The 25,371-nt window shown below is 72.9% G+C and carries 22 protein-coding genes; 14 read left to right on the top strand and 8 right to left on the bottom strand.

Annotation, left to right across the window (positions count from 1 at the left end):
* Nucleotides 1-28 precede the first annotated feature (28 nt).
* Together ACLGIH_RS16460 and ACLGIH_RS16455 are read left to right on the top strand one after the other, a co-directional pair.
* Nucleotides 29-1,555 carry a 3-hydroxyacyl-CoA dehydrogenase gene (locus tag ACLGIH_RS16460; protein ID WP_416526002.1) on the top strand — a complete coding sequence of 509 codons (1,527 nt, stop codon included), beginning with the start codon at nt 29-31 and terminating at the stop codon, nt 1,553-1,555.
* Nucleotides 1,552-2,142 carry a TetR/AcrR family transcriptional regulator gene (locus ACLGIH_RS16455; protein ID WP_416526001.1) on the top strand — a complete coding sequence of 197 codons (591 nt, stop codon included), beginning with the start codon at nt 1,552-1,554 and terminating at the stop codon, nt 2,140-2,142. The genes ACLGIH_RS16460 and ACLGIH_RS16455 overlap by 4 nt, the downstream gene beginning before the upstream one ends.
* Nucleotides 2,143-2,197: 55 nt before the next feature.
* Here the strand turns inward: ACLGIH_RS16455 and ACLGIH_RS16450 are convergent, their stop codons facing one another.
* Nucleotides 2,198-2,710, bottom strand: coding sequence for an Lrp/AsnC family transcriptional regulator (locus ACLGIH_RS16450; RefSeq protein WP_416526000.1), 513 nt, complete (start codon nt 2,708-2,710; stop codon nt 2,198-2,200).
* 177 nt (nt 2,711-2,887) lie between these two features.
* On the opposite strand from ACLGIH_RS16450, the gene pdhA (ACLGIH_RS16445) reads away from it, so the two are divergent.
* Genes pdhA (ACLGIH_RS16445) through ACLGIH_RS16420 form a run of 6 tightly spaced genes read left to right on the top strand, consistent with a single transcriptional unit; the run spans nt 2,888 to nt 10,161 of the window.
* Nucleotides 2,888-4,030, top strand: a complete 1,143-nt coding sequence (gene pdhA, locus ACLGIH_RS16445) for a pyruvate dehydrogenase (acetyl-transferring) E1 component subunit alpha (protein ID WP_416525999.1) — start codon at nt 2,888-2,890, stop codon at nt 4,028-4,030.
* Nucleotides 4,027-5,031 (top strand): alpha-ketoacid dehydrogenase subunit beta, encoded by a 1,005-nt coding sequence (locus tag ACLGIH_RS16440; protein ID WP_416525998.1) that lies wholly within the window; start codon nt 4,027-4,029, stop codon nt 5,029-5,031. The genes pdhA (ACLGIH_RS16445) and ACLGIH_RS16440 overlap by 4 nt, the downstream gene beginning before the upstream one ends.
* Nucleotides 5,031-6,593, top strand: a complete 1,563-nt coding sequence (locus ACLGIH_RS16435; RefSeq protein WP_416525997.1) for a dihydrolipoamide acetyltransferase family protein — start codon at nt 5,031-5,033, stop codon at nt 6,591-6,593. Before ACLGIH_RS16440 ends, ACLGIH_RS16435 begins: the two co-directional genes overlap by 1 nt.
* A 54-nt stretch (nt 6,594-6,647) precedes the next feature.
* The gene (locus ACLGIH_RS16430; protein WP_416525996.1) at nt 6,648-7,664 is read left to right on the top strand and encodes an NTP transferase domain-containing protein; all 1,017 of its coding nucleotides are present in this window, start codon (nt 6,648-6,650) and stop codon (nt 7,662-7,664) included.
* Nucleotides 7,661-9,067 carry a molybdopterin molybdotransferase MoeA gene (locus tag ACLGIH_RS16425; protein WP_416525995.1) on the top strand — a complete coding sequence of 469 codons (1,407 nt, stop codon included), beginning with the start codon at nt 7,661-7,663 and terminating at the stop codon, nt 9,065-9,067. Before ACLGIH_RS16430 ends, ACLGIH_RS16425 begins: the two co-directional genes overlap by 4 nt.
* Nucleotides 9,064-10,161 (top strand): potassium channel family protein, encoded by a 1,098-nt coding sequence (locus tag ACLGIH_RS16420; protein ID WP_416525994.1) that lies wholly within the window; start codon nt 9,064-9,066, stop codon nt 10,159-10,161. The genes ACLGIH_RS16425 and ACLGIH_RS16420 overlap by 4 nt, the downstream gene beginning before the upstream one ends.
* Nucleotides 10,162-10,232: 71 nt before the next feature.
* Here ACLGIH_RS16420 and ACLGIH_RS16415 read toward each other — a convergent pair whose 3' ends face one another.
* Nucleotides 10,233-11,081 carry an ABC transporter permease gene (locus ACLGIH_RS16415; RefSeq protein WP_416525993.1) on the bottom strand — a complete coding sequence of 283 codons (849 nt, stop codon included), beginning with the start codon at nt 11,079-11,081 and terminating at the stop codon, nt 10,233-10,235.
* Nucleotides 11,078-12,088 (bottom strand): ATP-binding cassette domain-containing protein, encoded by a 1,011-nt coding sequence (locus tag ACLGIH_RS16410; protein ID WP_416525992.1) that lies wholly within the window; start codon nt 12,086-12,088, stop codon nt 11,078-11,080. The genes ACLGIH_RS16415 and ACLGIH_RS16410 overlap by 4 nt, the downstream gene beginning before the upstream one ends.
* A gap of 317 nt (nt 12,089-12,405) precedes the next feature.
* Between ACLGIH_RS16410 and ACLGIH_RS16405 the strand changes: the two genes are divergently transcribed.
* Nucleotides 12,406-13,386 (top strand): NAD(P)H-quinone oxidoreductase, encoded by a 981-nt coding sequence (locus tag ACLGIH_RS16405; RefSeq protein ID WP_416525991.1) that lies wholly within the window; start codon nt 12,406-12,408, stop codon nt 13,384-13,386.
* Between the two features lie 55 nt (nt 13,387-13,441).
* Here the strand turns inward: ACLGIH_RS16405 and ACLGIH_RS16400 are convergent, their stop codons facing one another.
* Nucleotides 13,442-13,930 carry a hypothetical protein gene (locus tag ACLGIH_RS16400; RefSeq protein ID WP_416525990.1) on the bottom strand — a complete coding sequence of 163 codons (489 nt, stop codon included), beginning with the start codon at nt 13,928-13,930 and terminating at the stop codon, nt 13,442-13,444.
* A gap of 670 nt (nt 13,931-14,600) precedes the next feature.
* Here ACLGIH_RS16400 and ACLGIH_RS16395 point away from each other — a divergent pair.
* A complete protein-coding gene (locus tag ACLGIH_RS16395; protein ID WP_416525989.1) occupies nt 14,601-15,143 on the top strand; it encodes a bacterial proteasome activator family protein in 543 nt (180 codons plus the stop codon).
* Between the two features lie 88 nt (nt 15,144-15,231).
* Here ACLGIH_RS16395 and ACLGIH_RS16390 read toward each other — a convergent pair whose 3' ends face one another.
* Nucleotides 15,232-16,872, bottom strand: a complete 1,641-nt coding sequence (locus ACLGIH_RS16390) for a Stk1 family PASTA domain-containing Ser/Thr kinase (RefSeq protein WP_416525988.1) — start codon at nt 16,870-16,872, stop codon at nt 15,232-15,234.
* A 358-nt stretch (nt 16,873-17,230) separates the two neighbouring features.
* On the opposite strand from ACLGIH_RS16390, the gene ACLGIH_RS16385 reads away from it, so the two are divergent.
* Nucleotides 17,231-18,859: a protein kinase domain-containing protein gene (locus ACLGIH_RS16385; RefSeq protein WP_416525987.1), complete on the top strand. Its 1,629-nt coding sequence runs from the start codon at nt 17,231-17,233 to the stop codon at nt 18,857-18,859.
* Nucleotides 18,860-18,940: 81 nt separating this feature from the next.
* Here the strand turns inward: ACLGIH_RS16385 and ACLGIH_RS16380 are convergent, their stop codons facing one another.
* Together ACLGIH_RS16380 and ACLGIH_RS16375 are read right to left on the bottom strand one after the other, a co-directional pair.
* On the bottom strand, nt 18,941-19,387 hold the full coding sequence (locus tag ACLGIH_RS16380; protein ID WP_416525986.1) for a pyridoxamine 5'-phosphate oxidase family protein: 447 nt from the start codon (nt 19,385-19,387) through the stop codon (nt 18,941-18,943).
* 104 nt (nt 19,388-19,491) lie between these two features.
* Complete coding sequence (locus tag ACLGIH_RS16375) at nt 19,492-20,151, bottom strand: response regulator (protein WP_416525985.1); 660 nt, start codon at nt 20,149-20,151, stop codon at nt 19,492-19,494.
* Nucleotides 20,152-20,507: 356 nt separating this feature from the next.
* Between ACLGIH_RS16375 and pdhA (ACLGIH_RS16370) the strand changes: the two genes are divergently transcribed.
* Genes pdhA (ACLGIH_RS16370) through ACLGIH_RS16360 form a run of 3 tightly spaced genes read left to right on the top strand, consistent with a single transcriptional unit; the run spans nt 20,508 to nt 24,182 of the window.
* Nucleotides 20,508-21,701 carry a pyruvate dehydrogenase (acetyl-transferring) E1 component subunit alpha gene (pdhA, locus tag ACLGIH_RS16370; RefSeq protein WP_416525984.1) on the top strand — a complete coding sequence of 398 codons (1,194 nt, stop codon included), beginning with the start codon at nt 20,508-20,510 and terminating at the stop codon, nt 21,699-21,701.
* Nucleotides 21,702-21,703: 2 nt separating this feature from the next.
* Nucleotides 21,704-22,684, top strand: a complete 981-nt coding sequence (locus ACLGIH_RS16365; protein WP_416525983.1) for an alpha-ketoacid dehydrogenase subunit beta — start codon at nt 21,704-21,706, stop codon at nt 22,682-22,684.
* 10 nt (nt 22,685-22,694) lie between these two features.
* Complete coding sequence (locus tag ACLGIH_RS16360; protein WP_416525982.1) at nt 22,695-24,182, top strand: dihydrolipoamide acetyltransferase family protein; 1,488 nt, start codon at nt 22,695-22,697, stop codon at nt 24,180-24,182.
* A gap of 90 nt (nt 24,183-24,272) precedes the next feature.
* Here ACLGIH_RS16360 and ACLGIH_RS16355 read toward each other — a convergent pair whose 3' ends face one another.
* On the bottom strand, nt 24,273-25,226 hold the full coding sequence (locus tag ACLGIH_RS16355) for a D-alanyl-D-alanine carboxypeptidase family protein (protein ID WP_416525981.1): 954 nt from the start codon (nt 25,224-25,226) through the stop codon (nt 24,273-24,275).
* Between the last annotated feature and the right edge of the window lie 145 nt (nt 25,227-25,371).

Below are 25,371 nucleotides of genomic sequence, written 5' to 3'. Positions count from 1 at the left end.
GAAAACCCCGTGCGGGAGGATCGCGCACATGACAGCACTGGACCTCAGCAGCCCCGTGGCAGTCGTCGGAACCGGCACGATGGGCCAGGGCATCGCCCAGGTGGCGCTGGTCGCGGGCCACCCCGTACGCCTCTACGACGCGGTGCCGGGACGGGCACGCGAGGCGGCCGACGCGATCGGTGCCCGGCTCGACCGGCTCGTCGAGAAGGAGCGGCTCTCCGCCGCCGACCGGGACGCCGCACGCGCCCGGCTGGAACCCGCCGGCTCGCTCGCCGGCCTCGCCGGCTGCGCGCTGGTGGCCGAGGCGGTCCTGGAGCGGCTGGAGGTCAAGCAGGAGCTGTTCCGCGAGCTGGAGGACGTCGTCGCCGACGACTGCCTGCTCGCGACCAACACCTCCTCCCTCTCCGTCACCGCCATCGGCGGCGCCCTGCGCGTGCCGGGCCGCTTCGTCGGACTGCACTTCTTCAACCCGGCTCCGCTGCTGCCACTGGTGGAGGTGGTCTCCGGGTTCGCCACCGACCCCGCGGCGGCCACGCGCGCGTACGAGACGGCCCGCTCCTGGGGCAAGACGCCGGTCGCCTGCGCCGACACCCCCGGCTTCATCGTCAACCGCATCGCCCGGCCCTTCTACGCCGAGGCCCTCGCGGCCTACGAGGACCGGGCCGCGGACCCGGCCACCATCGACGCCGTGCTGCGCGAGTCGGGCGGCTTCCGGATGGGCGCCTTCGAGCTGACCGACCTGATCGGGCAGGACGTCAACGAGTCCGTCACCCACTCGGTGTGGGAGTCCTTCTTCCAGGACGTGCGCTTCACCCCGTCGCTCGCCCAGCGCCGCCTGGTCGAGTCCGGCCGGCTCGGCCGCAAGAGCGGGCAGGGCTGGTACGACTACCGCGACGGCGCGACCCGTCCCGAGCCGCACACCGCCGCACCGGCCGACCCGCCCGCGTACGTCGTCGCCGAGGGCGGGCCGGGCGGGCTGGGCCCGGCCGCCGAGCTGCTCGCGCTGATCCGCGAGGCGGGCGTCGAGGTCCGTGAGAAGGGCCGGGCCGGTGGCACGGGGCTGGTCCTGCCCGGCGGCGGACGGCTGATGCTCACGGACGGCCGGACCTGCGTGGAGTCGGGGGACGTCGTCCACTTCGACCTGGCGCTGGACTACCGCACCGCCACCCGCATCGCCCTCGCCGCCTCCGAGGCGACCTCGCCGCGGACGCTCGCCGAGGCCACCGGCCTGTTCCAGGCGCTCGGCAGGAAGGTCAGCGTCATCGGCGACGTCCCCGGCATGATCGTGGCCCGCACGGTGGCCCGGATCATCGACCTGGCGCACGAGGCGGCCGCCAAGGGCGTGGCCGGCCGGGAGGACATCGACACCGCGATGCGCCTGGGCGTCAACTACCCCCTGGGGCCGCTGGAGTGGAGCCGCAGGCTCGGCGGCGACTGGGCCCGTGCGCTCCTGGGCAACCTGCACGCGTGCGTGCCCTCGGGCCGGTACGCGCCGTCCCTGGCCCTCCACCGCCACGCTCACGCCTCCGACAAGCGGGAGGGCAGCACCTCATGACCACGGCCAAGCGCGACACGTACACCCCGGAGACGCTGCTCTCCGTCGCCGTGCAGGTCTTCAACGAGCGCGGCTACGACGGCACCTCCATGGAGCACCTCTCCAAGGCGGCCGGCATCTCCAAGTCGTCGATCTACCACCACGTCACCGGCAAGGAGGAGTTGCTGCGCAGGGCCGTGAGCCGTGCCCTGGACGGACTCTTCGGGATCCTCGGCGAGGAGCACGCGCGCGTGGGGCGCGCCGCCGAACGGCTGGAGTACGTCGTCCGGCGCATGGTCGAGGTGCTCATAGCCGAACTTCCCTATGTGACGCTGCTGCTGCGGGTGCGGGGCAATACGGACACCGAGCGGTGGGCGCTGGAGCGGCGGCGCGAGTTCGACCACCGGGTGGCCGAGCTGCTGCGGGCGGCGGCGGCCGAGGGGGACGTGCGCGACGACGTCGAGGGGCGGCTCGCGACGCGGTTGGTCTTCGGAATGATCAACTCGATCGTCGAGTGGTACCGGCCGGACGGGCGGGGTGCGGGCGCCCGGGAGGTCGGCGACGCGGTGGTGCTGCTGGTCTTCGGAGGGCTCCGGAAGGGAGCGTGACGGGCGGGGGCGGGGGCGGGGGCGCGTGACCCGGCTCCGCGGCCCGGTTCCCCGCTCAGTCCCGCGGCTCCAGGTCCTCCTCCTCGAACACCAGCAGGGTGCGCGTGCCGAGCACCTCGGGTATCGCCTGAATGCGGGTCAGCACCAGCTCGCGCAGCGCTCGGTTGTCGGGCGTGTGCACCAGCAGCAGGACGTCGAAGTCACCCCCGACCAGGGCGATGTGCGAGGCACCGGGAAGCTCCTTGAGCTGCTCGCGCACCCTGCGCCAGGAGTTCTGGACGATCCTCAGCGTGATGTACGCCGAGGTCCCTTGCCCGGCCCGTTCGTGGTCGACACGGGCGCCGAAACCACGGATGACGCCGTCCTCGACGAGGCGGTTGATGCGCGCGTAGGCGTTCGCCCGGGAGACGTGGACCCGCTCGGCCACCGACCGTATCGAGGCGCGGCCGTCCGCCTGGAGCATCCGCAGGATGTCCTGGTCGACGGCGTCCAGGGGGCGGGGGCGCGGCAGGGGGACACTGTCCTGGCCGGTTTCCCCCGCGCGCTCGGCCATTTGTTCAGATGCCATCTCCCCCCGCCTCCCTACCATGGACGTACTGCGTCCATCTCAGGCTGTGGAGAACCGTTTGTCCACAGCCTGGGGCCGCCTGTAGCCAAAATGCACCGGCGACCGAACAATCGGTAGGTGAGGCCCGTCACACACTCGTGGCGTGCCGACAAGCCGCTCCCACGAGGAGGTGCCGTCATGACGGTCATGGAGCAGCGGGGCGCGTACCGGCCCACACCGCCGCCCGCCTGGCAGCCCCGAACCGACCCCGCGCCGCTGCTGCCCGACGCGGAGCCGTACCGCGTCCTCGGCACCAAGGCAGCCGACGGGGCCGACCCCGAGCTGCTGCGCACCCTGTACGCCCGGCTGGTCTCCGGCCGTCGGTACAACGCGCAGGCCACCGCCCTGACCAAGCAGGGCCGGCTCGCCGTGTACCCGTCCAGCACCGGCCAGGAGGCCTGCGAGATCGCCGCCGCGCTGGTCCTTCAGGACCGTGACTGGCTCTTCCCCAGCTACCGCGACACGCTCGCCGTCGTCGCCCGGGGGGTCGACCCCGTCCAGGCCCTCACCCTGCTGCGCGGCGACTGGCACACCGGCTACGACCCCTACGAGCACCGGGTCGCCCCGCTGTCCACGCCGCTCGCCACCCAGCTGCCGCACGCCGTCGGCCTGGCCCACGCCGCCCGTCTCAAGGGCGACGACGTGGTGGCGCTGGCCATGGTCGGCGACGGCGGCACCAGCGAGGGCGACTTCCACGAGGCGCTGAACTTCGCCGCCGTCTGGCAGGCCCCGGTCGTCTTCCTGGTGCAGAACAACGGCTTCGCGATCTCCGTCCCGCTCGCCAAGCAGACCGCGGCCCCGTCGCTGGCCCACAAGGCCGTCGGCTACGGCATGCCCGGCCGCCTGGTCGACGGCAACGACGCCGCCGCCGTGCACGAGGTCCTCACCGACGCCGTGCGCCACGCGCGCGAGGGCGGCGGCCCCACGCTGGTCGAGGCGATCACCTACCGGGTCGACGCCCACACCAACGCCGACGACGCCACCCGCTACCGCGGCGATGCCGAGGTCGAGACCTGGCGCGGACACGACCCGATCGAGCTGCTGGAGCGGGAGCTGACCGAACGCGGGCTGCTCGACGAGGACGCCGTGCGCGCCGCTCGCGAGGACGCCGAGGCCATGGCCGCAGACCTGCGCGCCCGTATGAACCAGGACCCGGCGCTCGATCCCATGGACCTGTTCGCCCATGTGTACGCCGACCCCACCCCGCAGCTGCGCGAGCAACGCGCCCAGCTGTGTGCGGAGATGGAGGCCGAGGCCGAGTCGGAAGGGACGCACCGATGACCACCGTCGCCGTCAAGCCGGCCACCATGGCGCAGGCCCTCACGCGCGCGCTGCGCGACGCCATGGCCGCCGACAGCAGCGTCCACGTCATGGGCGAGGACGTGGGCACCCTCGGCGGCGTCTTCCGGGTCACGGACGGGCTCGCGAAGGAGTTCGGCGAGGACCGCTGCACGGACACTCCGCTGGCCGAGGCCGGCATCCTCGGCACGGCCGTCGGCATGGCGATGTACGGGCTCCGCCCGGTCGTGGAGATGCAGTTCGACGCGTTCGCCTACCCGGCCTTCGAACAGCTGGTCTCACACGTCGCCAAGATGCGCAACCGCACCCGCGGGGCCATGCCGCTGCCCCTGACCGTCCGCATCCCCTACGGCGGCGGCATCGGCGGCGTCGAGCACCACAGCGACTCCTCCGAGGCGTACTACATGGCGACTCCGGGACTCCATGTCGTCACGCCCGCGACCGTCGCCGACGCCTACGGCCTGCTGCGCGCCGCCATCGCCTCCGACGACCCCGTCGTCTTCCTGGAGCCCAAGCGCCTGTACTGGTCGAAGGACTCCTGGAACCCCGAGGAGCCGACGCCCGTTGAACCGATAGGCCGCGCGGTGGTGCGGCGCTCGGGGCGGAGCGCCACGCTCATCACGTACGGGCCGTCCCTGCCCGTCTGCATGGAGGCGGCCGAGGCGGCCCGGGCCGAGGGCTGGGACCTCGAAGTGGTCGATCTGCGCTCGCTGGTGCCGTTCGACGACGAGACGGTGTGCGCCTCGGTGCGGCGGACGGGACGCGCGGTGGTCGTCCACGAGTCGGGCTCCTTCGGGGGCCCGGGCGGGGAGATCGCGGCCCGGGTCACGGAGCGCTGCTTCCACCACCTGGAGGCGCCGGTGCTGCGGGTCGCCGGGTTCGACGTGCCGTATCCGCCGCCGATGCTGGAGCGCCACCACCTGCCCGGTGTGGACCGGATCCTGGACGCCGTGGCGCGTCTGCAATGGGAGGCCGAAAGCTGATGGCACAGGTGCTGGAGTTCAAGCTCCCCGACCTCGGTGAGGGGCTCACCGAGGCGGAGATCGTGCGCTGGCTGGTCGAGGTCGGCGACGTCGTCGCGGTCGACCAGCCGGTCGTCGAGGTCGAGACGGCCAAGGCGATGGTCGAGGTGCCCTGCCCCTACGGCGGCGTGGTCACCGCCCGCTTCGGCGAGGAGGGCGCGGAACTGCCTGTCGGGGCGCCGCTGCTGACCGTGGCGGTCGGCGCACCCGCGCCGGACCGGCCGGCACAGGACGCCGCGGCCACCGGTACCGACCCCGCGGCCACCGGTTCGGACGCCGAGCGGGCCGGCGCCGGGGCGGCGCAGAGCGCCGGGCAGGCCGGGGCCACGGAGGCCGGCGGCGACGCCGAGGGCTCCGGCAACGTCCTGGTGGGCTACGGCACCGGGCAGGCACCCGCGCGGCGGCGCCGGGTGCGGCCGGACCGGCCGGCGCCCGCCGCCGAGGCGTCCGGACGGGCGAACGGCCGGGACCGGTCCGCCGGGACCGCCGAGCGCGCCGACGGTCCCGTCCCGGTCATCTCGCCGCTGGTCCGGCGGCTTGCCCGGGAGAACGGCCTGGACCTGCGCGAACTGACCGGATCCGGGCCCGACGGGCTGATCCTGCGGGCCGATGTGGAGTACGCGCTGCGGGCCGCCGCGGCGCAGGGCCGCCCGGGCCGGCCGCAGCCCGAGCCGCACACGCGCATGCCGCACACGCCCACTGCGGCCTCCGCGCCCCCGGCGCCGGCCCCGGCAGCCTCGGTCGCCCTCACGCCCGCTGCCGCGGCTTCCACAGCGCACACCGCGGCCTCCGCCGCCACCGCGCGCCCGCATGGTCCCGCTGCCGCTGCGGGCGGCGGCATCCGCACGCCCCTCAAGGGCGTCCGGGGCGCCGTCGCCGACAAGCTCTCCCGCAGCCGCCGCGAGATACCGGACGCGACCTGCTGGGTGGACGCCGACGCGACGGAGCTGATGCGCGCGCGGACGGCGATGAACGCGGCCGGCGGGCCGAAGATCTCCCTCCTCGCCCTGCTGGCCCGGATCTGCACCGCCGCGCTGGCCCGCCACCCCGAACTGAACTCCACGGTCGACACCGAGGCCCGGGAGGTCGTCCAACTCGACGCCGTCCACCTCGGGTTCGCCGCACAGACCGACCGGGGTCTCGTCGTCCCCGTCGTCCGGGACGCACACGCGCGGGACGCCGAGTCGCTGACCGCGGAGTTCGCCCGGCTGACCGAGGCGGCCCGGACGGGGACCCTCTCCCCGGCCCAACTCACCGGTGGCACCTTCACGTTGAACAACTACGGCGTGTTCGGCGTCGACGGCTCCACCCCGATCATCAACCACCCCGAGGCCGCCATGCTCGGCGTCGGCCGCATCGTGCCCAAGCCCTGGGTGCACGAAGGGGAGCTGGCGGTCCGGCAGGTGGTCCAGCTGTCGCTCACCTTCGACCACCGGGTGTGCGACGGCGGTACGGCGGGCGGTTTCCTGCGATACGTGGCGGACTGCGTGGAGCAACCGGCGGTACTGCTGCGCACACTGTGACGGCGGGGCCGCCCCCGCGTTCCCCGTGATCGCCCGGGGCCGCATACTCAAGGGGTGACCGCCTACGAGCCACCCGGTGACCCCGGCGCCGGCACCGAGCCCGGCCCGGGGGCGACCGCTGCCGCGTATGACGCCGTCGTACTCGCCGGCGGCGCCGCCAGGCGGCTCGGCGGTGCGGACAAGCCGGGCGTCCGCGTGGGCGGGCGCACCCTGCTCGACCGCGTGCTCGACTCCTGCTCCGGCGCCGCGGCCACCGTCGTCGTGGCCGCTCCCCGGCCCACCGCGCGGCCGGTGACCTGGACCCGCGAGGACCCGCCCGGTGCCGGCCCGCTCGCCGCGCTGGACGCCGGACTGCGGCACACCACGGCGGAGCGGGTCGTGGTCCTCTCCGCGGACCTGCCGTTCCTCGGGGAGCCCACCGTCCGACGGCTGCTCGCGACCCTCGCGGCGGGCGACGCCGAGGGCGTTCTGCTCACCGATGCCGACGGCCGCGACCAGCCCCTCGTGGCCGCCTACCGCGCCGTCGCGCTCCGCCGTGGACTGGCCGCGCTCGCAGCCCGGCACGCGGGCCTCGCCGGCCTTCCGCTACGCCGGGTCACCGACGCGCTCCGCCTTGTGCGCGTCCCCGATCCCGTAGGGTCCTTCGACTGCGACACCTGGGACGACATCGCCACCGCCAGGGCACGCATCAGGGAGCATGGGCACGTGTTGGATGAATGGATTTCCGCAGCCAAGGACGAGCTGGGCATCGACCTCGACGTCGACACCGGTGTCCTGCTCGATCTGGCCCGTGACGCCGCCCACGGTGTGGCCCGGCCCGCGGCGCCGCTGACCACGTTCCTCGTCGGCTACGCGGCGGCGCGAGCCGGCGGAGGCCCGGAGGCCGTCGCCCAGGCCGCCCGCAAGGCCGCCGCCCTCGCCCAGCGGTGGGCGGACGAGGCCGCCGCCGACACCGGAACCACCGGGGCCCCCGGGCAGCCCACCGGGGCCACCGCGCCCACCGAGCCCGCCCCCGGCCGACCCGACGTGGCCCCCGACGCCACGCCCGGCACCCGCCCGGACGCCGGATGACCCCCCGCGGCACCCGGACCGGCGTGGCCGCCGAGGAGGTCGACGACCTCGGCGTCGAGGAGGCGCTCGCCCTCGTGAAGGAAGACCCCGGCCCCCCGCACGCCACACCGGCGCACGGCGATCACCGCACCCCCGGCGACGGGCCGCAGCCTCGCCCCTCCACCGGAGCGCACGGCGCCGGGCACGCCCACCACCGCGCCACCCCCTGGCCGGATGCCCGCGAGACCGCCGCCCGCGCCGCCCGCGCAACGGCCCGCGCCACCCGCCGCCCCCCGGCCTGCGTCCCCCTCGACGCGGCCCTCGGCCTCACACTGGCCGAACCCCTCACCGCCCTGACCGACCTGCCCTCCTTCGACACCTCCGCGATGGACGGCTGGGCGCTGGCCGGCCCCGGCCCCTGGGAGGTGCGCGGCGACGGCGTCCTGGCCGGGCACGCCGAGCACCAGCCCCTCACCGACGGCGAGGCCGTCCGTATCGCGACCGGCGCCCGTGTCCCGGCCGACACCACGGCCGTCCTGCGCAGCGAGCACGGGCGTACCGACGACAAGGGCCGCCTGCATACCACCCGTGACCTCGTCCCCGGCCAGGACATCCGCCCGCGCGGCCAGGAGTGCCGCAGCGGCGACCAGCTTCTGCCGGTCGGCACCCAGGTGACCCCGGCCGTCCTCGGGCTCGCGGCCGCCGCCGGGTACGACGCGCTCACCGCCGTACCGCGCCCCCGCGCCGAGGTCCTGGTCCTCGGCGACGAGCTGCTCGCCGAGGGCCTGCCGCACGACGGCCTCATCCGGGATGCGCTCGGCCCCATGCTGCCGCCCTGGCTGCGGGCGCTGGGCGCCGAGGTCACGGCCGTCCGGCGGATCGGTGACGACGCCGAGGCGCTGGAGCGGGCGGTCACCGATTCCGAGGCCGAGATCGTGATCACCACCGGCGGCACCGCCGCGGGCCCCGTCGACCACGTCCACCCCACCCTGCGCCGCATCGGCGCCGAACTGCTCGTGGACGGCGTCCAGGTGCGCCCCGGCCACCCCATGCTGCTGGCCCGCACCAAGGAGTACCAGCACCTGGTCGGCCTGCCCGGCAACCCCCTCGCCGCCGTCTCCGGGCTGCTCACGCTCGCCGAGCCGCTGCTGCGCACCCTGGCGGCCCGCCCGGCCCCGGAGCCGTACACGCTGCCGCTGCGGGACGCGGTGCACGGGCATCCGTACGACACCCGGCTCGTTCCCGTCGTACTGCGCGGCGACGAGGCTCTGCCGCTGCACTACAACGGGCCGGCCATGCTGCGCGGCATCGCGGCGGCCGACGCCCTGGCCGTCGTGCCCCCCGGTGGGGCGCGCGCGGGTCAGGAGGCCGAACTGCTCGACCTTCCCTGGGCCACCGGCGGAATCGGAGTGTGTTTCACGTGAAACTTCCGGGCCAGGATGTGATCGCCCGTCAGGCGGACGAGCATCTCGTGACCCATCGGGTGAAACTCCCGAGAAAGATGATGGAGCACCCGATCCGCCAGGTCGGCAAGCGGCTGGCCATGGCCCTGACCGTCCTCCTGGTGACCGCGCTCATCGCCTACTTCGACCGCGACGGCTACACCGACGGCACCGACGGCACCGTCGACCTCCTCGACGCCTTCTACTACGCGACCGTCACCCTCTCGACCACCGGCTACGGCGACATCGCGCCGGTGAGCGACGCGGCTCGGCTGACGAACATCCTCGTCGTCACGCCGCTGCGCGTGCTGTTCCTGATCATCCTGGTCGGTACCACGCTGGAAGCCCTCACCGAGCGCACCCGTGAGGAATGGCGCCTGACCCGCTGGAGGTCCACCTTGCGCGACCACACCGTCGTCATCGGCTTCGGCACCAAGGGACGGTCGGCGTTGCAGACCGTCTGTGCCACGGGGCTGCGGAAGGAACAGGTCGTCGTGGTCGACCCCAGTGGCAAGGTGATCGATGCCGCGACGGCCGACGGCTTCGCGGGCGTGGTCGGCGACGCGACACGCAGCGATGTGCTCAGGCGGGCCGAGGTGCACAAGGCACGGCAGATCATCATCGCCACGCAGCGCGATGACACGGCCGTCCTGGTGACGCTGACGGCCCGGCAGCTCAACCGCGGCGCGAAGATCGTGGCCGCGGTGCGGGAGGAGGAGAACGCGCCGCTGCTGAAACAGTCCGGCGCCGACGCCGTCATCACCAGCGCCAGCGCCGCGGGCCGCCTGCTCGGGCTCTCCGTGCTCAGCCCCGCCGCCGGCATGGTCATGGAGGACCTCATCCAGCAGGGCAGCGGGCTCGACCTCATCGAACGGCCGGTCATAAAGTCCGAGGTGGGCAAGAGCCCGCGGGAGACGGACGATCTCGTGGTGAGCGTCCTGCGCGGGCATCGGGTGCTCGGCTACGACGACCCGGCCGTGGGCGGCCTGGAGCTGACGGACCGGCTGATCACGATCGTCCGGGCGTCGCCCCGCCAGCAGGTGGCGCCGGACGCCCGGCCGCTGCCCCGCGACTGAGACGCCCGGCGCCCCGGGAAGCCGTACGGCCACGTGCCGTTGCCGACGGCCGCTCGTGGTCGTACGCGCCGCTACTTGCGGTTGTACAGGCGCATCGTCACCGGGCCGAAGACCACCAGGAACAGCGCCGCCCAGCCGAGCGTCCAGGCGATCTCGCCGGCCGGCCAGTCGCCCGCCATCAGCCCGCGCACGGCGGAGGCGAGATGGGTGATCGGGCTGTTGTTGACGAAGCCCTGCAGCCAGCCCGGCATGGTCGACGGGTCGACGAAGACGTTGGACAGGAAGGTGAGCGGGAAGATCACCATCATGCTGACGCTCATCACCGACTTCTCGGTGCGCAGCATCAGCCCGAACATCGTCCAGATCCACGAGAAGGCGAACGAGAACACCAACAGCAGCGCGATCCCGGCGAGCACCCCGCCCAGACCGCCGTCCGGCCGGTAACCGAGGGCGAGGCCCACGACGAGCATCACGGCGGACGCGATCGTGTAGCGCAGGGCGTCGCCGAGCAGATAGCCGACCATCGCCGACGGCCGCCAGATCGGCAGCGAGCGGAAGCGGTCGAAGACGCCCTTCTCGATGTCGACGTTGACGGAGATACCGGTGTACATCGTGATCATCACGACCGACATCACCAGGATGCCGGGCAGTACGAACTGGATGTAGTCGCTCGGTGAACCGGCCAGCGCGCCGCCGAAGAGGTACGTGAACATCAACAGGTTCATGATCGGGAACGCGGTGACGTCGAAGAGCTGCTCCGGGACGTGCTTGATCTTGAGGATCGCGCGCCAGCCGAAGGTCAGCGAGGTCGACAGGGAGCTGGGCCGCGGCGGCCGGTCCTTGGCGATCAGCAGGGCGGCCAGGGACTCGGTCCTGACCGGTGCGAGTTCCTTGCTCTCGGTGCTCGTGGCCGTGCTCATGCCGCCACCTCGTCCTTCGTGTCGCGGCCGTCGTCCTGGCCGGTGTCGTGCCCGGTCAGCGCCAGGAACACCTCGTCGAGGCTGGGCTGTCCCAGGGAGAAGTTGTCGACGGTGATGCCCGCCCGGGTCAGTTCGGTGAGCGCGCGGGCGGCCTGGTCGGCGGCCGTGTCGCTCGCCGCCGCACCCAGCCGGGCCGTCAGCGCCACCGGGTCGGGTTCCAGCTGTACCTCGGCGGTCAGCAGGTCCCGCAGCACCCGCTCGGCGTCCGGCCGCTGGTCGGCCTCCCGCAGCCGCAGATGGACGGAGCCGGCGCCGACCGAGGCCTTCAGCTCGCCCTTGGTGCCCTCGGCGATCACCCGGCCCTTGTCGATGACGGCGATCCGGGACGCCAGCTGGTCGGCCTCGTCCAGGTACTGCGTGGTCAGCAGCACGGTCGTGCCCTGGGCGACGACCGCGCGCACGATGTCCCACACCTGGTTCCGGCTGCGCGGGTCCAGGCCGGTGGTCGGCTCGTCGAGGAAGAGCAGATCGGGCGTGTTGAGGATGGAGGCGGCGATGTCGATGCGCCGGCGCATGCCGCCGGAGTAGTGCTTGACCTGCTTCGCCGCCGCCTCCGTGAGCCCGAAGGCCTCCAGCAGCCGGCCGGCGCGGGTGCGCGCGGCGGCCTTGCCGTGCCCGAGGAGCCGGCCCAGCAGGACCAGGTTCTCCGTGCCGGTGAGGTCTTCGTCGACGGACGCGTACTGCCCGGTGAGGCTCACGCGGCTGCGGACCTCGTCGGCCTCGCGCACGACGTCGTGGCCGAAGACACGTGCCTCGCCGCCGTCCGGTCTGAGGAGAGTGGCGAGCATCTTCACTGTGGTGGTCTTGCCGGCGCCGTTGGGGCCGAGGACCCCGTAGACCGTGCCGGCCGGGACCTTCAGGTCCACGCCGTCCACGGCCCTGGTCTCGCCGAACGTCTTCACCAGGCCCGCGGTCTCGATCGCGAGACCGGACGTCTGCGTACTCATGCTGAGGGGTCCTTCCGCCTGCTTGGGCTACGCATGGGGAGACTTTTACGGTCGCGCAAACTCATCGCTCCCGCACAAGGTCTTCGGCACGGTTCGAACGAAGGACCGATGCCGGACCGGTCGAAGGACCGATGCCGGACCGGTCGAAGGACCGATGCCGGACCGGTCGAAGGGCTGATGCGGTTCCGCCGGAGGCCGGTGCGGTTCCGCCGATGGACCCGTGCGGGCCCGGTCGACGAACCCCACATCCACGGCTTCGTACGCGTCGCTGCCGGGCCGCCGCACCCGGCCCGGACCGCAGGGGTAGCGTCCCCCTCATGCATGCGATCACGATTCCCGAACCCGGAGGCCCCGAGGCACTGGTCTGGGACGAGGTCCCCGACCCCGTGCCCGGCGAGGGCGAGGTCCTGGTCGAGGTGGCGGCCAGCGCCGTCAACCGGGCCGACATCCTGCAACGGCAGGGCTTCTACGACCCCCCGCCCGGCACCTCCCCCTACCCCGGCCTGGAGTGCTCCGGACGTGTCGCCGCGATCGGCACCGGAGTGTCCGGCTGGACCGTCGGCGACGAGGTGTGCGCGCTGCTCGGGGGCGGCGGCTACGCCGAGAAGGTCGCCGTTCCGGCCGGGCAGCTGCTGCCCGTCCCCCAGGGCGTCGGCCTGGTGCGGGCCGCGGCGCTGCCCGAGGTGGTCTGCACGGTGTGGTCGAACGTCTTCATGGTCGCCCACCTCCGTCCGGGCGAGACCCTGCTGGTGCACGGCGGCTCCAGCGGCATCGGCACCATGGCGATCCAGCTCGCCAAGGCCGTCGGCGCCAAGGTCGCCGTGACGGCGGGCACCGAGGAGAAGCTCGAGCGCTGCGCCGAACTGGGCGCCGACATCCTGATCAACTACCGCGAGCAGGACTTCGTCGAGGAGGTCGCGCGGGCCACGGACGGCGCGGGCGCCGACGTCATCCTCGACAACATGGGCGCCAAGTACCTGGACCGCAATGTGCGCACCCTCGCCGTGAACGGCCGGCTGGCGATCATCGGGATGCAGGGCGGGGTCAAGGGCGAGCTGAACATCGGCGCCCTGCTGCGCAAGCGTGCCGCCGTCAGCGCGACCTCGCTGCGGGCCCGCCCGCTGGACGAGAAGGCGACCATCGTGGCGGCCGTGCGCGAGCATGTCTGGCCGCTGGTCGCCGGCGGCCATGTCCGCCCCGTCGTCGACCGCGAACTGCCGATGAGCGACGCGCCGGCCGCCCACCGGGTCGTGGAGGAGAGCGGTCACGTGGGGAAGGTCCTGCTGGTCACCCGGTAGGCACCGGGTGTTCCGCCGGGTGCCGGGCACCCGGCGGCCACGGCTCACCCGTCGCTCACGAGCGGCGCAGCCGCAGGCCGACGAAGGCGAGGGCCAGGCCGAGGCCGATGAGGACCAGCCCGCTGCCCAGGGGCAGGATCCGCGGCCAGGGCTCGGTGGTGTCCTGTGCGCCGGAGACGGCCTGCGGGTCGGGCCGGGCCCCGGGCGGGGAGGGCACGAGGCCGGCCTCGCCGGGCCCGCGGGAGGCTTCCGGAGCGACGGGAACACCGCCGTCGCCGCCCTCCCGGTGCCGGTGACCGGCGTCCGGGCCCGCCCGCTCCTCCTCCGGCTCCCGCAGCTCCTGCCGCCCCGGCCGCTGCCGGCCCTCGCCCGCCCGGTTCCCGGCCCGGGACGGCTCCGGGGACGCGGAGCGGGACCCGGTCGCCGTGGCGGAGGCGGAGGGGGAGCGGGAGGCGGAGGGCGTGCCGGAGGCGGACGCGGGGGCGCGCGGCGCACCGGCGACCGGTTCCTGGCCGGAGGCGGAGGAGCCGGGGCGCGGCGTCACGGCAGCGGAGCCCGACGCCCGGCCGGCACCGGGGCCGGGGGAATGCGAAGCCTTCCCCGGGGCCCGGCCGGGCGACTCCGAAGGCGGCCCGGGCGCTCGCCAAGCCGACGGGGCCACGAAGCCCGGCGGACCCGCGAGCGACCCGGAGACGAAGGCCGGCGACGCGAGACCCGGCGACGACACCGGACCCCGGGGATACAGAGACCGCGGCGAAGCCCCAGAACCCGGGAGAGACACAGAACCCGGCGAGGACACGACACCCGGCGAGGACGCAACACCCGGCGGCGGCAGCGAACCCGGCAGCGGCAGCGAACCCGGCGGAGACAGAGAACCCGGCGGCGACACAGCACCCGGCGCAGACGTCCGGCTCGGCGGAGAAGACAGGGCGGCGCCGTAAGCCGCCGCCTCACTCCCGTACGGAGACACCACCACGCCCGCCCCCAGGACCCCCACCAGTCCCGTCGTACGCAGTGCGCGCAGCCATGGAGTCACGTCGGTGACCCCCTCCCGGTCACGAGTCGTCTAGGTCGTCAAGATCGACGGAAATCGACGGAACAAGCCTCACACCCCTCACCCATTCCGGCATTCCGGGCGCCTCCGTACGCGGTGAACCGCCGGTCCCCCGGGGGCGCCACACGGGTGACGCGGGGGCGTGCGAGAGAATGGCGGCATGGAGATGCCGAGGAACGACAGGTCGTCGGAGAACCCCCAGATCCTGGTCGTCGGCCAGGACGGCATGGCGCTGAGCGGGGGCGGCAACGGAGACGAGGAGTCCCGCGAGATTCCGGTGACGGAGCAGGTGGAGCAGCCTGCCAAGGTCATGCGGATCGGCAGCATGATCAAGCAGCTTCTGGAGGAGGTGCGGGCCGCTCCTCTCGACGAGGCGAGCCGGGCCCGGCTCAAGGAGATCCACGCCAGCTCGGTGAAGGAGCTGGAGGACGGCCTGGCCCCGGAGCTGGTCGAGGAGCTGGAGCGGCTCTCCCTGCCCTTCACGGACGAGACGACCCCGAGCGACGCCGAGCTGCGGATCGCGCAGGCCCAGTTGGTGGGCTGGCTGGAGGGCCTGTTCCACGGCATCCAGACCACGCTGTTCGCCCAGCAGATGGCCGCGCGGGCCCAGCTGGAGCAGATGCGCCGGGCCCTGCCGCCGGGCGTCGCCCACGAGGGCGAGGAGGGTCACCCCGGCGGCCGCACCGGCGGGCCGTACCTGTAGTCACCCATGCCACTGGTCACCCAGGCCACGAAAGGGCCCGGCAGCACGGCTGCCGGGCCCTTCCCGTCGTACGGTGCGCCGTCCTGCCTCAGGCGGACGGGGGGTTGCCGGTCGAGACCTTGAGCGTGATCTCGGGCATGTCGTCGGGGTCGACGTCCGTGCCGGCCGTGGGGAACTGGTCCCGGACCGAGCCTTCGCCGTACGTGTTCTCGTCGACGGGCACGACCTCCATCCGCCAGCCGGCGGCCTTGAAGCACTCCTTGACCGACTTGATGTACTTGAAGGTGAAGTTCGGAACCTTGATCTTGTCGGGGTCGTTGTACGACTCCTCCGGCTCCGTGCACTCCTCCTTGTCGATCGTCTTGGCCGTGTCCGGCCCGCGGTAGCCCGGCTTCTTGGACGCCGAGGCGCTCGCGCTGCTGCCGCCGCCGCGGCCCTGCGGTTCCTCGCTGCCGCCGTTCATCAGCAGCGCCGCGACCACGGCGCCCACCGCCAGGACGGCGACCAGGGCCGAGCCGATGAGCACCGGCTTGTTGCTCTTGCCCCCGCCCGAGGAGCCCGGCACCGCGGAGGGGGACTGGGGGGTGATGTTGTACGGCGGCGGCGTCGACGCGCCCTGCTGGTACGCGGCCGTGGCCGGCGTCGGGTAGCCGCCCTGCTGCGGATAGCCGTACGCCGCGGACGGCGGCGGAGTGCCGTACGGGTTCGGGGCCGGGGCCGGCTGGTACGGCGTCTGGACCTGGCCCGCGGGCGTCTGGCCGGACTGGTCGACCGGCGGGAACACCGCGGAGCCGACGCCCGCGCCGCTCGGGGTGTGGGCGCCGGGGACGATGCTCGGCGGGGCGGCGTGGAAGGACTGCGCCACCCGCAGGCACTCGTCCCGCATGGCCTCGGCGCTCGGGAAGCGCTCGTTCGGGTTCTTCTTCAGGGCGCGGGCGACCAGCGCGTCCACCGCCGGGGGCAGCGCGCGGTTGACCGACGAAGGAGCCACCGGCTCCTCCTGCACATGCGCGTACGCGATGGCCAGCGGCGAGTCCGCGTCGAACGGCAGCCGCCCGGTGACCAGCTGGAACAGCATGATGCCGACGGAGTAGAGGTCGCTGCGCGCGTCCACGCCCCGGCCCAGCGCCTGCTCCGGCGAGAGGTACTGCGGGGTGCCGACGACCATGCCGGTCTGCGTCATCGAGGTGACCCCGGACTGCATGGCGCGCGCGATGCCGAAGTCCATGACCTTGACCACGCCGCGCTTGGTCATCATCACGTTGCCCGGCTTGATGTCCCGGTGGACCAGCCCCATCTCGTGGCTGATCTCCAGGGCCGCCAGCACGTCCGCGGTGATCTTCAGCGCCTTGTCGGCGGGCATCGCGCCCTGCTGCCGTACGTCCTCGTCGAGCACCGAGCCGAGCGGGCGGCCCTCGATGTACTCCATGACGATGTACGGCGTGGTCATGCCGTCGAGGTCGTCCTCGCCGGTGTCGAAGACCGAGACGATGTTGGTGTGCGTGAGCTTCGCCACGGCCTGGGCCTCGCGGCGGAACCGCTCGCGGAAGGCCTGCTCCCGGCCCAGCTCGGTGTGGAGCGTCTTGATGGCGACCTGACGGTCGAGCACGGAGTCGTACGCGAGGTGCACGGAGGCCATGCCGCCCTCGCCGAGCAAGTCGCGCAGCTGATAACGGCCGCCGGCCAGCGCCCGCCCCGCATACCGGCCCTGCGCGCCGTCCTGGCTCATGATCCCTGCTCCCCCGCGGCCTTCCGGCGCCGACGCCTGTGCTGACTGTTGTCTTGATCGAATGTCTTGATCGAACGTGCCATTCCCGGCCAAGTCTGCCCGAGGGCACTGACACGTCAAGCGCGGTGCCCGTTCCGTGACCGTACGCGAAAGAAGCGTCGCGGAAGCGTTACAGCGGACGGCAGGCCGGCACACGGAATTTGCACGGCAGTACGCAGCCGGGGTTTCATGTCCGGTCCGTCTCGTGCCGGTCCCGGCACCCATCTCGGTCCGAAGGCTTGCGCGGAGGCTGTAGCGTGGCCGACGGAGACCGTAACAACACCGCGCGCACCGCGGGCAGAAACGACGGCGAGGACTGATGGCACAGCAGCAGCGCGCTCAGGGCCCGTCCGACCCCGAGGCGACTGGCGGCGGTATGTCGGAGGCGCCGGAGTCCTGGGGCAACGGCGGGCTGGTCGGCGACGGCCGGTACCGGCTGACCCGGAGGCTCGGGCGGGGCGGCATGGCCGAGGTGTTCGCCGCCGAGGACGTGCGCCTCGGCCGCACGGTGGCGGTCAAGCTGCTGCGCGCCGACCTCGCCGAGGACCCGGTCTCCAAGGCCCGCTTCACGCGCGAGGCACAGTCCGTCGCCGGTCTCAACCACCACGCGATCGTCGCCGTGTACGACTCCGGCGAGGACTTCGTCGGCGGTCAGTCCGTGCCGTACATCGTGATGGAGCTGGTCGAGGGCCGCACCATCCGCGACCTGCTGCTGAACGCCGAGGCGCCCGGCCCCGAACAGGCCCTGATCATCGTCTCGGGTGTCCTGGAGGCGCTGGCCTACTCGCACCAGCACGGCATCGTGCACCGCGACATCAAGCCGGCCAACGTCATCATCACCAACAACGGCGCCGTGAAGGTGATGGACTTCGGCATCGCCCGCGCGCTGCACGGCGCGTCGACAACGATGACGCAGACCGGCATGGTCATGGGCACCCCGCAGTACCTCTCCCCGGAGCAGGCCCTCGGCAAGGCCGTCGACCACCGCTCCGACCTGTACGCCACCGGCTGCCTGCTGTACGAACTGCTCGCGCTGCGCCCGCCGTTCACCGGCGAGACCCCGCTGTCGGTGGTCTACCAGCACGTCCAGGACATCCCGACGCCGCCGTCCGAGGTCTCCGACGCCTCTCCGCCGGAGCTGGACGGCCTGGTGATGCGTTCGCTGGCCAAGGAGCCCGACGACCGCTTCCAGACCGCCGAGGAGATGCGCGGGCTGGTCCAGTACGGGCTCCAGATGCTCTACGACCAGGGCGGCCACACCGGCACCTGGAACACCGGCCCGGTCGCCATGCACGACGGCCGGCACACCCCCGCGGCCGGGCTCGCGGGCACGTCCGTGCTGCCGCACCCCGACCACGGCGCGGGCACCGCGCAGATCCCGCAGCCGATCCTGCCCGCCGGGTACGGCGGTGGCGACGACGGCGGGTTCGAGGGCCACGGCAACCGGGGCGGCGGCCGGGGCAAGCTGTGGATCCTCGCGGTCCTCGCGGTGATCGCCGTCGCGGCGGGCGTGGCCCTGGCGCTCAACGGGACCGAGAAGGGCGGCGGAGGCGGTACGGACACCGACAAGTCGCCGAGCGTCTCGCAGACCACCGAGGACGAGAAGGCGAGCCCGTCGCCGAGCGACGAGCCGTCGGACGAGCCGACCGACACGGACACCGGCCGGGGCACGGTCGGCGGCACGGGCGGCGACTGGACGCCGTCGTACGAGCCGTCGTACACGCCGTCCCAGACGCCGTCCGGGGAGCCGACGGGCGGGGAGCCCACGGGTGGGGAGCCGACGGGCGGAGAGACGCCGACGGAGCCCTCGGGCGAGCCCTCGCCGCCCGCCTCCGACCCCGTGACACCGCCCACCGGCGGCGGCGACGGCGGCAGTGACGGCGGTGGCACCGGCGGCGACACCGGCGCCGACGCCGGCGGTACGGTGAGCGGCGTCACCGGCGGCTGACCGAGGCGCGACCCCCGCAGTCACGAGATACACGCCGCACACGCGCGTGGGACCCGGGCCGGGCTCCACGCGCGTGTGCGTTCACGGCGCGTCCGGGAACCGGCGTTCCAGCCTCCCGTCCGCCGAATGCACCGTCCCGAACTCCGGCTCGATCCGCAGATACACCGGCTCGAACGGCACCCCGTCCACGCTCGCCGGCGCCGGGCCGAACCGCTCGATCTCGGCGGCCGTCGGCTGGTGGGCCTCGCAGTGGCCCACCACCTGCACGTTCCACAGGCTCTCGCCCGGCCGGGCGGAGCCGAGGTTGTCGGTGCCGTACGCGACGACGCTGCCGGCGCACGCCTGGTGGTAGCCGCAGCTGCGCGGCATGCGCAGCAGGACCCGGCCGTCCGCCACGATGTGCCGGGCGAAGGCGAGGAACGGCAGGGCGTGCCGGCTGGTGGCCGCCCGGCCGTAGGCGGTGCGGGCGAGCAGCCCGAGGGCGAGCTGTTCGTCGGAGGACGGGCGGAAGGGCGCGCGGGAGGCCATGTACTCACTCTGCGCGAGCGGAAAGGGCACGGACAGGGTCGCCGGCCCCGGTACGAGGGGCCGTAAGTCCCGAACGAGCGGGTCACCGCACCGTCGGTGTTTTGTCAGTGGTTCTCGGCCTGCATCCGGGCCACGTACGCCGCCGCCTGGGAACGCCGCTGCATTCCGAGTTTGGAGAGCAGACTCGACACGTAATTCTTGATCGTTTTTTCCGCGAGATGCAGCCGCTCGCCGATCGCGCGATTGGTCAGTCCCTCGCCGATCAGGTCCAGGATGCGGCGCTCCTGCTCGGTGAGGCGGGCGAGCCGGTCGTCGGTGCGGGCGCCGCCGCCGTCCCGCAGTCGTTCCAGCACGCGCGCGGTGGCCACCGGATCGAGCAGGGACCTGCCCGCGGCGACGTCCCGGACGGCCGTCAGCAGCTCGCCGCCCCGGATGTCCTTGAGGACGTAACCGGCGGCGCCCGCCATGATCGCGTCGAAGAGTGCCTCGTCGTCCGCGAAGGAGGTCAGCATCAGGCAGCGGACGGCGTCGTCCCGGGAGCGGATCTCGCGGCAGACCTCGACGCCGCTGCCGTCCGGGAGCCGTACGTCCAGCACCGCCACGTCCGGCCGGGTGGCCGGGACGCGGGCCAGGGCGTCGGCCGCCGTGCCGGCCTCGCCGACCACCTGGATGTCGCCCTCCCCGGACAGCAGTTCGTGGACGCCGCGCCGGACGACCTCGTGGTCATCGAGGAGGAATACCCGGATTTGTCCATTTTCATGCACGGACTCAGTCTCACACACGAACTCTTCCCGTGCCCGGGGTGGCCGGGATAACGTGCCGTTGTTCCGGCCCCCTGCGAGGCTGTGACCAGTAACTGTTCCCGACTTTGCCGATTTACTTGGAAATCCAAGCAAAAACGCAGGTCAGGAAGGGTTTCACAGAAATGTGGAGCACTGGGTAACGTGCTTTTTGCAGGGCGCTCGCCGGGGCACCTGTCACGCCTGTTCCCGACCGAGCCGCACCCACCCCGTGTGTCCGCCGGGAAAACAGGTGAGCCGCTCCCCCAGACGCCTGAACGGCGCTGGGGGGACCCCCAGCACCCGGCGAACCCGGGAGCCGGACCGACGGAGGAGCACACGTGACCGTGGAGAGCACTGCCGCGCGCAAGACGCGACGCAGCGCCGGAAGCAAGGCCGGCACCACCGGCGCCAAACGCACCACCCGCGCGAGCGCCAAGAAGGCACCGGGCAGCGACCTCGAGCTGGTCCAGCTGCTGACGCCCGAGGGCGAGCGCGTCGAGAACGCCGAGTACGACCCGTACGTCGACGCCATCACCCCCGACGAGCTCCGCGGCCTGTACCGCGACATGGTGCTCACCCGGCGCTTCGACGCCGAGGCCACCTCCCTGCAGCGCCAGGGCGAGCTGGGCCTGTGGGCCTCGCTGCTCGGCCAGGAAGCGGCCCAGATCGGCTCCGGGCGTGCCACCCGCGAGGACGACTACGTCTTCCCGACCTACCGCGAGCACGGCGTCGCCTGGTGCCGCGGAGTGGACCCGACCAACCTGCTCGGCATGTTCCGCGGCGTGAACAACGGCGGCTGGGACCCGAACGGCAACAACTTCCACCTGTACACGATCGTCATCGGATCGCAGGCCCTGCACGCCACCGGCTACGCCATGGGCGTGGCCAAGGACGGCGCGGACTCCGCCGTGATCGCCTACTTCGGCGACGGCGCCTCCAGCCAGGGCGACGTCAGCGAGGCGTTCAACTTCGCGGCCGTCTACAACGCCCCCGTGGTGTTCTTCTGCCAGAACAACCAGTGGGCGATCTCGGAGTCCAACGAGAAGCAGACCCGCGTGCCGCTCTACCAGCGCGCCCAGGGCTTCGGCTTCCCCGGCGTCCGGGTGGACGGCAACGACGTGATCGCGTCCCTCGCGGTCACCCGCTGGGCCCTGGAGCGGGCCCGGCGCGGCGAGGGCCCCGCGCTGATCGAGGCGTACACGTACCGCATGGGCGCCCACACCACCTCCGACGACCCGTCCCGCTACCGGCACGACGACGAGCGTGTCGCCTGGGAGGCGAAGGACCCGATCCTGCGCCTTCGCCGCCACCTGGAGGCCGCAAACCACGCGGACGAGGGATTCTTCGGGGAACTGGAGGCCGAGAGCGAGGCGTTGGGCAAACGAGTGCGCGAAGCGGTCCGCGCCATGCCCGACCCGGACCGGTTCGCCATCTTCGAGAACGTGTACGCGGACGGGCACGCGCTCGTCGACGAGGAGCGGGCGCAGTTCGCCGCCTACCAGGCGTCGTTCACGGACGCAGAGGGGGTCTGATCATGGCCGTGGAGAAAATGGCCCTGGCCAAGGCGATCAACGAGTCGCTGCGCCACGCCCTGGAGGCCGACCCGAAGGTCCTGGTCATGGGCGAGGACGTCGGCAAGCTCGGCGGTGTCTTCCGGGTGACGGACGGCCTCCAGAAGGACTTCGGCGAGAGCCGCGTCATCGACACCCCGCTCGCCGAGTCCGGCATCGTCGGCACGGCGATCGGCCTCGCCCTGCGCGGCTACCGCCCGGTGGTGGAGATCCAGTTCGACGGCTTCGTCTTCCCGGCGTACGACCAGATCGTCACGCAGCTCGCGAAGATGCACGCCCGCGCGCTGGGCAAGGTCAAGATGCCGGTCGTCATCCGCATCCCCTACGGCGGCGGAATCGGCGCCGTCGAGCACCACTCGGAGTCTCCCGAGGCGCTCTTCGCGCACGTCGCGGGCCTGAAGGTGGTCAGCCCCGCCAACGCCTCCGACGCGTACTGGATGATGCAGCAGGCCATCCAGAGCGACGACCCGGTGATCTTCTTCGAGCCCAAGCGCCGCTACTGGGACAAGGGCGAGGTCAACACCGAGGCGATCCCCGGCCCGCTGCACACCGCGCGGGTGGTCCGGGAGGGCACGGACCTCACCCTGGCCGCCTACGGCCCGATGGTGAAGCTCTGCCAGGAGGCCGCCGCGGCCGCCGCCGAGGAGGGCAAGTCCCTGGAGGTGCTGGACCTGCGCTCGATCTCGCCGATCGACTTCGACTCGGTCCAGGCCTCGGTGGAGAAGACCCGCCGCCTGGTCGTGGTCCACGAGGCGCCGGTCTTCTTCGGCTCCGGCGCCGAGATCGCCGCGCGCATCACGGAGCGCAGCTTCTACCACCTGGAGGCCCCGGTGCTCAGGGTCGGCGGCTACCACGCCCCGTACCCGCCGGCCCGCCTGGAGGAGGAGTACCTGCCCGATCTGGACCGGGTGCTGGATGCCGTCGACCGCTCGCTGGCGTACTGAGGAGAGGGTCGTGACGACGATGACTCAAGGGTCCGTACGCGAGTTCAAGATGCCGGACGTGGGCGAGGGGCTCACCGAGGCCGAGATCCTCAAGTGGTACGTCCAGCCGGGTGACACGGTCACCGACGGCCAGGTCGTGTGCGAGGTCGAGACCGCGAAGGCGGCCGTCGAGCTGCCCATCCCGTACGACGGCGTGGTCCGCGAGCTGCGCTTCCCCGAGGGCACCACCGTGGATGTGGGCACGGCGATCATCGCCGTGGACGTGGCGGGCGGCGCCGGGGCCCCGGCCCAGGAGCCGGTGGCGGACGAGCCGGCGGCGCAGGAGCCCGCGGCGACGGAGGAGGAGCCCAAGCCGGAAGGCCGCCAGCCGGTCCTGGTCGGGTACGGCGTCGCCACCTCCTCGACCCGCCGCCGCCCCCGGAAGGGCCCGGAGATCCCGGCCCGGGAGGCGTCGGCCGCGATCCAGACCGAGCTGAACGGCCACGGTGCGGCGCCGGCGGCCCCCCAGGCCCCGGCGGCTGCCCCGGCCCCGGCCGCTCCCCAGGCCCCGGCCGCTCCCGCGGTCCCGACGGCCGAGGGCGGGCGCCCGCTGGCCAAGCCCCCGGTGCGCAAGCTCGCCAAGGATCTGGGCGTCGACCTGGCGACGGTCACCCCGACCGGCCCGGACGGCATCATCACCCGCGAGGACGTGCACGCGGCGGTCGCGCCGCAGCAGGCCCCGCAGGCCCCGGAGCCGGAGGCGGCCCCGCAGGCCGCCGCGCCCACGGCCCCGGCCGCACCGGTGTCGTACGACGCGGTGCGCGAGACCCGCATCCCGGTCAAGGGCGTCCGCAAGGCGACGGCGGCGGCGATGGTCGGCTCGGCGTTCACGGCGCCGCACGTCACGGAGTTCGTGACGGTCGACGTGACCCGCACCATGAAGCTGGTCGAGGAGCTGAAGCAGGACAAGGAGTTCGCCGGTCTGCGGGTGAACCCCCTCCTGCTGATCGCCAAGGCACTGCTGGTGGCGATCAGGCGCAACCCCGGCATCAACGCCTCCTGGGACGAGGCGGCCCAGGAGATCGTGGTCAAGCACTACGTCAACCTGGGCATCGCGGCGGCGACCCCCCGCGGCCTGATCGTCCCGAACATCAAGGACGCCCACGCCCAGACCCTGCCGCAGCTGGCCGAGTCCCTGGGCGAGCTGGTCTCCACCGCGCGGGAGGGCAAGACCTCCCCGGCGGCGATGCAGGGCGGCACGGTGACCATCACCAACGTCGGCGTCTTCGGCGTCGACACCGGCACCCCGATCCTGAACCCGGGCGAGTCCGCGATCCTCGCCGTCGGCGCGATCAAGGCGCAGCCCTGGGTCCACAAGGGCAAGGTGAAGCCGCGTCAGGTCACCACCCTGGCCCTGAGCTTCGACCACCGCCTGGTCGACGGTGAGCTGGGCTCGAAGGTGCTGGCCGACGTGGCGGCGATCCTGGAGCAGCCCAAGCGGCTGATCACCTGGGCGTAGGACCGAGAGCGGGAAAGACGGAGCCGCGCCTCCCACCAGGGGGGCGCGGCTCCGTCGTGTTTCCCGGGCCCGGCAGGTTCCGGCAGGGCCTCAGCCGAGCTTCTTGAAGCCGTGGTCCAGCATCTTCTTCGCGTCCGTGGCGCGCTGGGCGGCCGACGTGGAGGCGAGGACCGTGCCGACCACCGTCCTGCCGTTCCGGGTCGCGGCGAAGACCAGGCAGTACTTGGCCTCGGGGCCGGAGCCCGTCTTGACGCCGATGGTGCCGTTGTAGCTGCCGAGCAGCGGGTTGGTGTTGACCCACGGCGCCATCGTGCGGGTGCCGCCGGTCTTCGTGACCGTCTTCGCCGTGTACTTCTGCGTCTTGACGACCGTGCGGAACGTGGAGTTCTTCAGCGCGGCGCTCGCCAGCTTGGTGAGGTCGCGCGGGGTGGAGTAGTTGGCGCCCTTGCCGATGCCGTCGAACGAGTCGAAGTGGGTGTTCTTCAGGCCCAGCTTCTGCGCGGTGGAGTTCATCTTGCCGATGAACGACTTCACCCGGGCAGCCCGTGTCTTGCCGGTGCCGAACCTGTCGGCGAGCGCGTACGCCGCGTCGCAGCCGGAGGGCAGCATCAGCCCGTACAGCAGCTGACGGACGGTGACCTTGTCGCCGACGATCAGTCTGGCGTTGGAGGCCCAGTTGTTGTCGACGATGTAGTCGCTGTACGCCTTCTGGATCGTGACCTTGCTGTTCAGGTCGAGCTTCGGCTGCTGGAGCACCACCAGGGCGGTCATGATCTTGGTGGTGGAGCCGGTGGAGCGGCGGGTGTCGGCCGCCTTGGCGTAGAGGGTCTTGCCGCCCGTGTCGTTCATCGCGTAGCCGCCCTTGGCGGCGATCGCGGGCGGCGCGGGCGCGGCGGGCGCCACGGGTGCGGTGGGCGCTGAGGGCGCGGTGCCCGCGGCCTGTGCGGGCACCGCGGTGAGGGCTCCGGCGGCGAGCACCGCGCCGGTGGTCATGGCGACGGCGGTGGCTCGGCGGACACGGATACCCAGAATGCCGTTCTTCACGTGAGATACCCCGATTGTCGTGAATGCCCCTGCTTGGCACCCGAGTTGAGGTCTGGGCGCATGGGGGCGCACATCTGGGACTCCCGAGAGGTGCGGATGGTTGTACCGCGGCGGGACCGGCACGGGGCGCGTCCGCATTCTGGAC

Origin of the sequence: Streptomyces hamibioticus (assembly GCF_047946815.1) — a bacterium.
Classification (GTDB): Bacteria; Actinomycetota; Actinomycetes; order Streptomycetales; family Streptomycetaceae; genus Streptomyces.
Note: the sequence above shows the minus strand (reverse complement) of the source record. Positions and strands in the feature narration are given on the sequence as shown.

What these genes read in the sequence shown, in the direction of transcription:
- ACLGIH_RS16460 (WP_416526002.1), top strand. Translation starts at nt 29, where the DNA reads ATGACAGCACTGGACCTCAGCAGCCCCGTGGCAGTCGTCGGAACCGGC.
- ACLGIH_RS16455 (WP_416526001.1), top strand. Translation starts at nt 1,552, where the DNA reads ATGACCACGGCCAAGCGCGACACGTACACCCCGGAGACGCTGCTCTCC.
- ACLGIH_RS16450 (WP_416526000.1), bottom strand. Translation starts at nt 2,710, where the DNA reads ATGGCATCTGAACAAATGGCCGAGCGCGCGGGGGAAACCGGCCAGGAC.
- pdhA (WP_416525999.1), top strand. Translation starts at nt 2,888, where the DNA reads ATGACGGTCATGGAGCAGCGGGGCGCGTACCGGCCCACACCGCCGCCC.
- ACLGIH_RS16440 (WP_416525998.1), top strand. Translation starts at nt 4,027, where the DNA reads ATGACCACCGTCGCCGTCAAGCCGGCCACCATGGCGCAGGCCCTCACG.
- ACLGIH_RS16435 (WP_416525997.1), top strand. Translation starts at nt 5,031, where the DNA reads ATGGCACAGGTGCTGGAGTTCAAGCTCCCCGACCTCGGTGAGGGGCTC.
- ACLGIH_RS16425 (WP_416525995.1), top strand. Translation starts at nt 7,661, where the DNA reads ATGACCCCCCGCGGCACCCGGACCGGCGTGGCCGCCGAGGAGGTCGAC.
- ACLGIH_RS16415 (WP_416525993.1), bottom strand. Translation starts at nt 11,081, where the DNA reads ATGAGCACGGCCACGAGCACCGAGAGCAAGGAACTCGCACCGGTCAGG.
- ACLGIH_RS16410 (WP_416525992.1), bottom strand. Translation starts at nt 12,088, where the DNA reads ATGAGTACGCAGACGTCCGGTCTCGCGATCGAGACCGCGGGCCTGGTG.
- ACLGIH_RS16405 (WP_416525991.1), top strand. Translation starts at nt 12,406, where the DNA reads ATGCATGCGATCACGATTCCCGAACCCGGAGGCCCCGAGGCACTGGTC.
- ACLGIH_RS16395 (WP_416525989.1), top strand. Translation starts at nt 14,601, where the DNA reads ATGGAGATGCCGAGGAACGACAGGTCGTCGGAGAACCCCCAGATCCTG.
- ACLGIH_RS16390 (WP_416525988.1), bottom strand. Translation starts at nt 16,872, where the DNA reads ATGAGCCAGGACGGCGCGCAGGGCCGGTATGCGGGGCGGGCGCTGGCC.
- ACLGIH_RS16385 (WP_416525987.1), top strand. Translation starts at nt 17,231, where the DNA reads ATGGCACAGCAGCAGCGCGCTCAGGGCCCGTCCGACCCCGAGGCGACT.
- ACLGIH_RS16380 (WP_416525986.1), bottom strand. Translation starts at nt 19,387, where the DNA reads ATGGCCTCCCGCGCGCCCTTCCGCCCGTCCTCCGACGAACAGCTCGCC.
- ACLGIH_RS16365 (WP_416525983.1), top strand. Translation starts at nt 21,704, where the DNA reads ATGGCCGTGGAGAAAATGGCCCTGGCCAAGGCGATCAACGAGTCGCTG.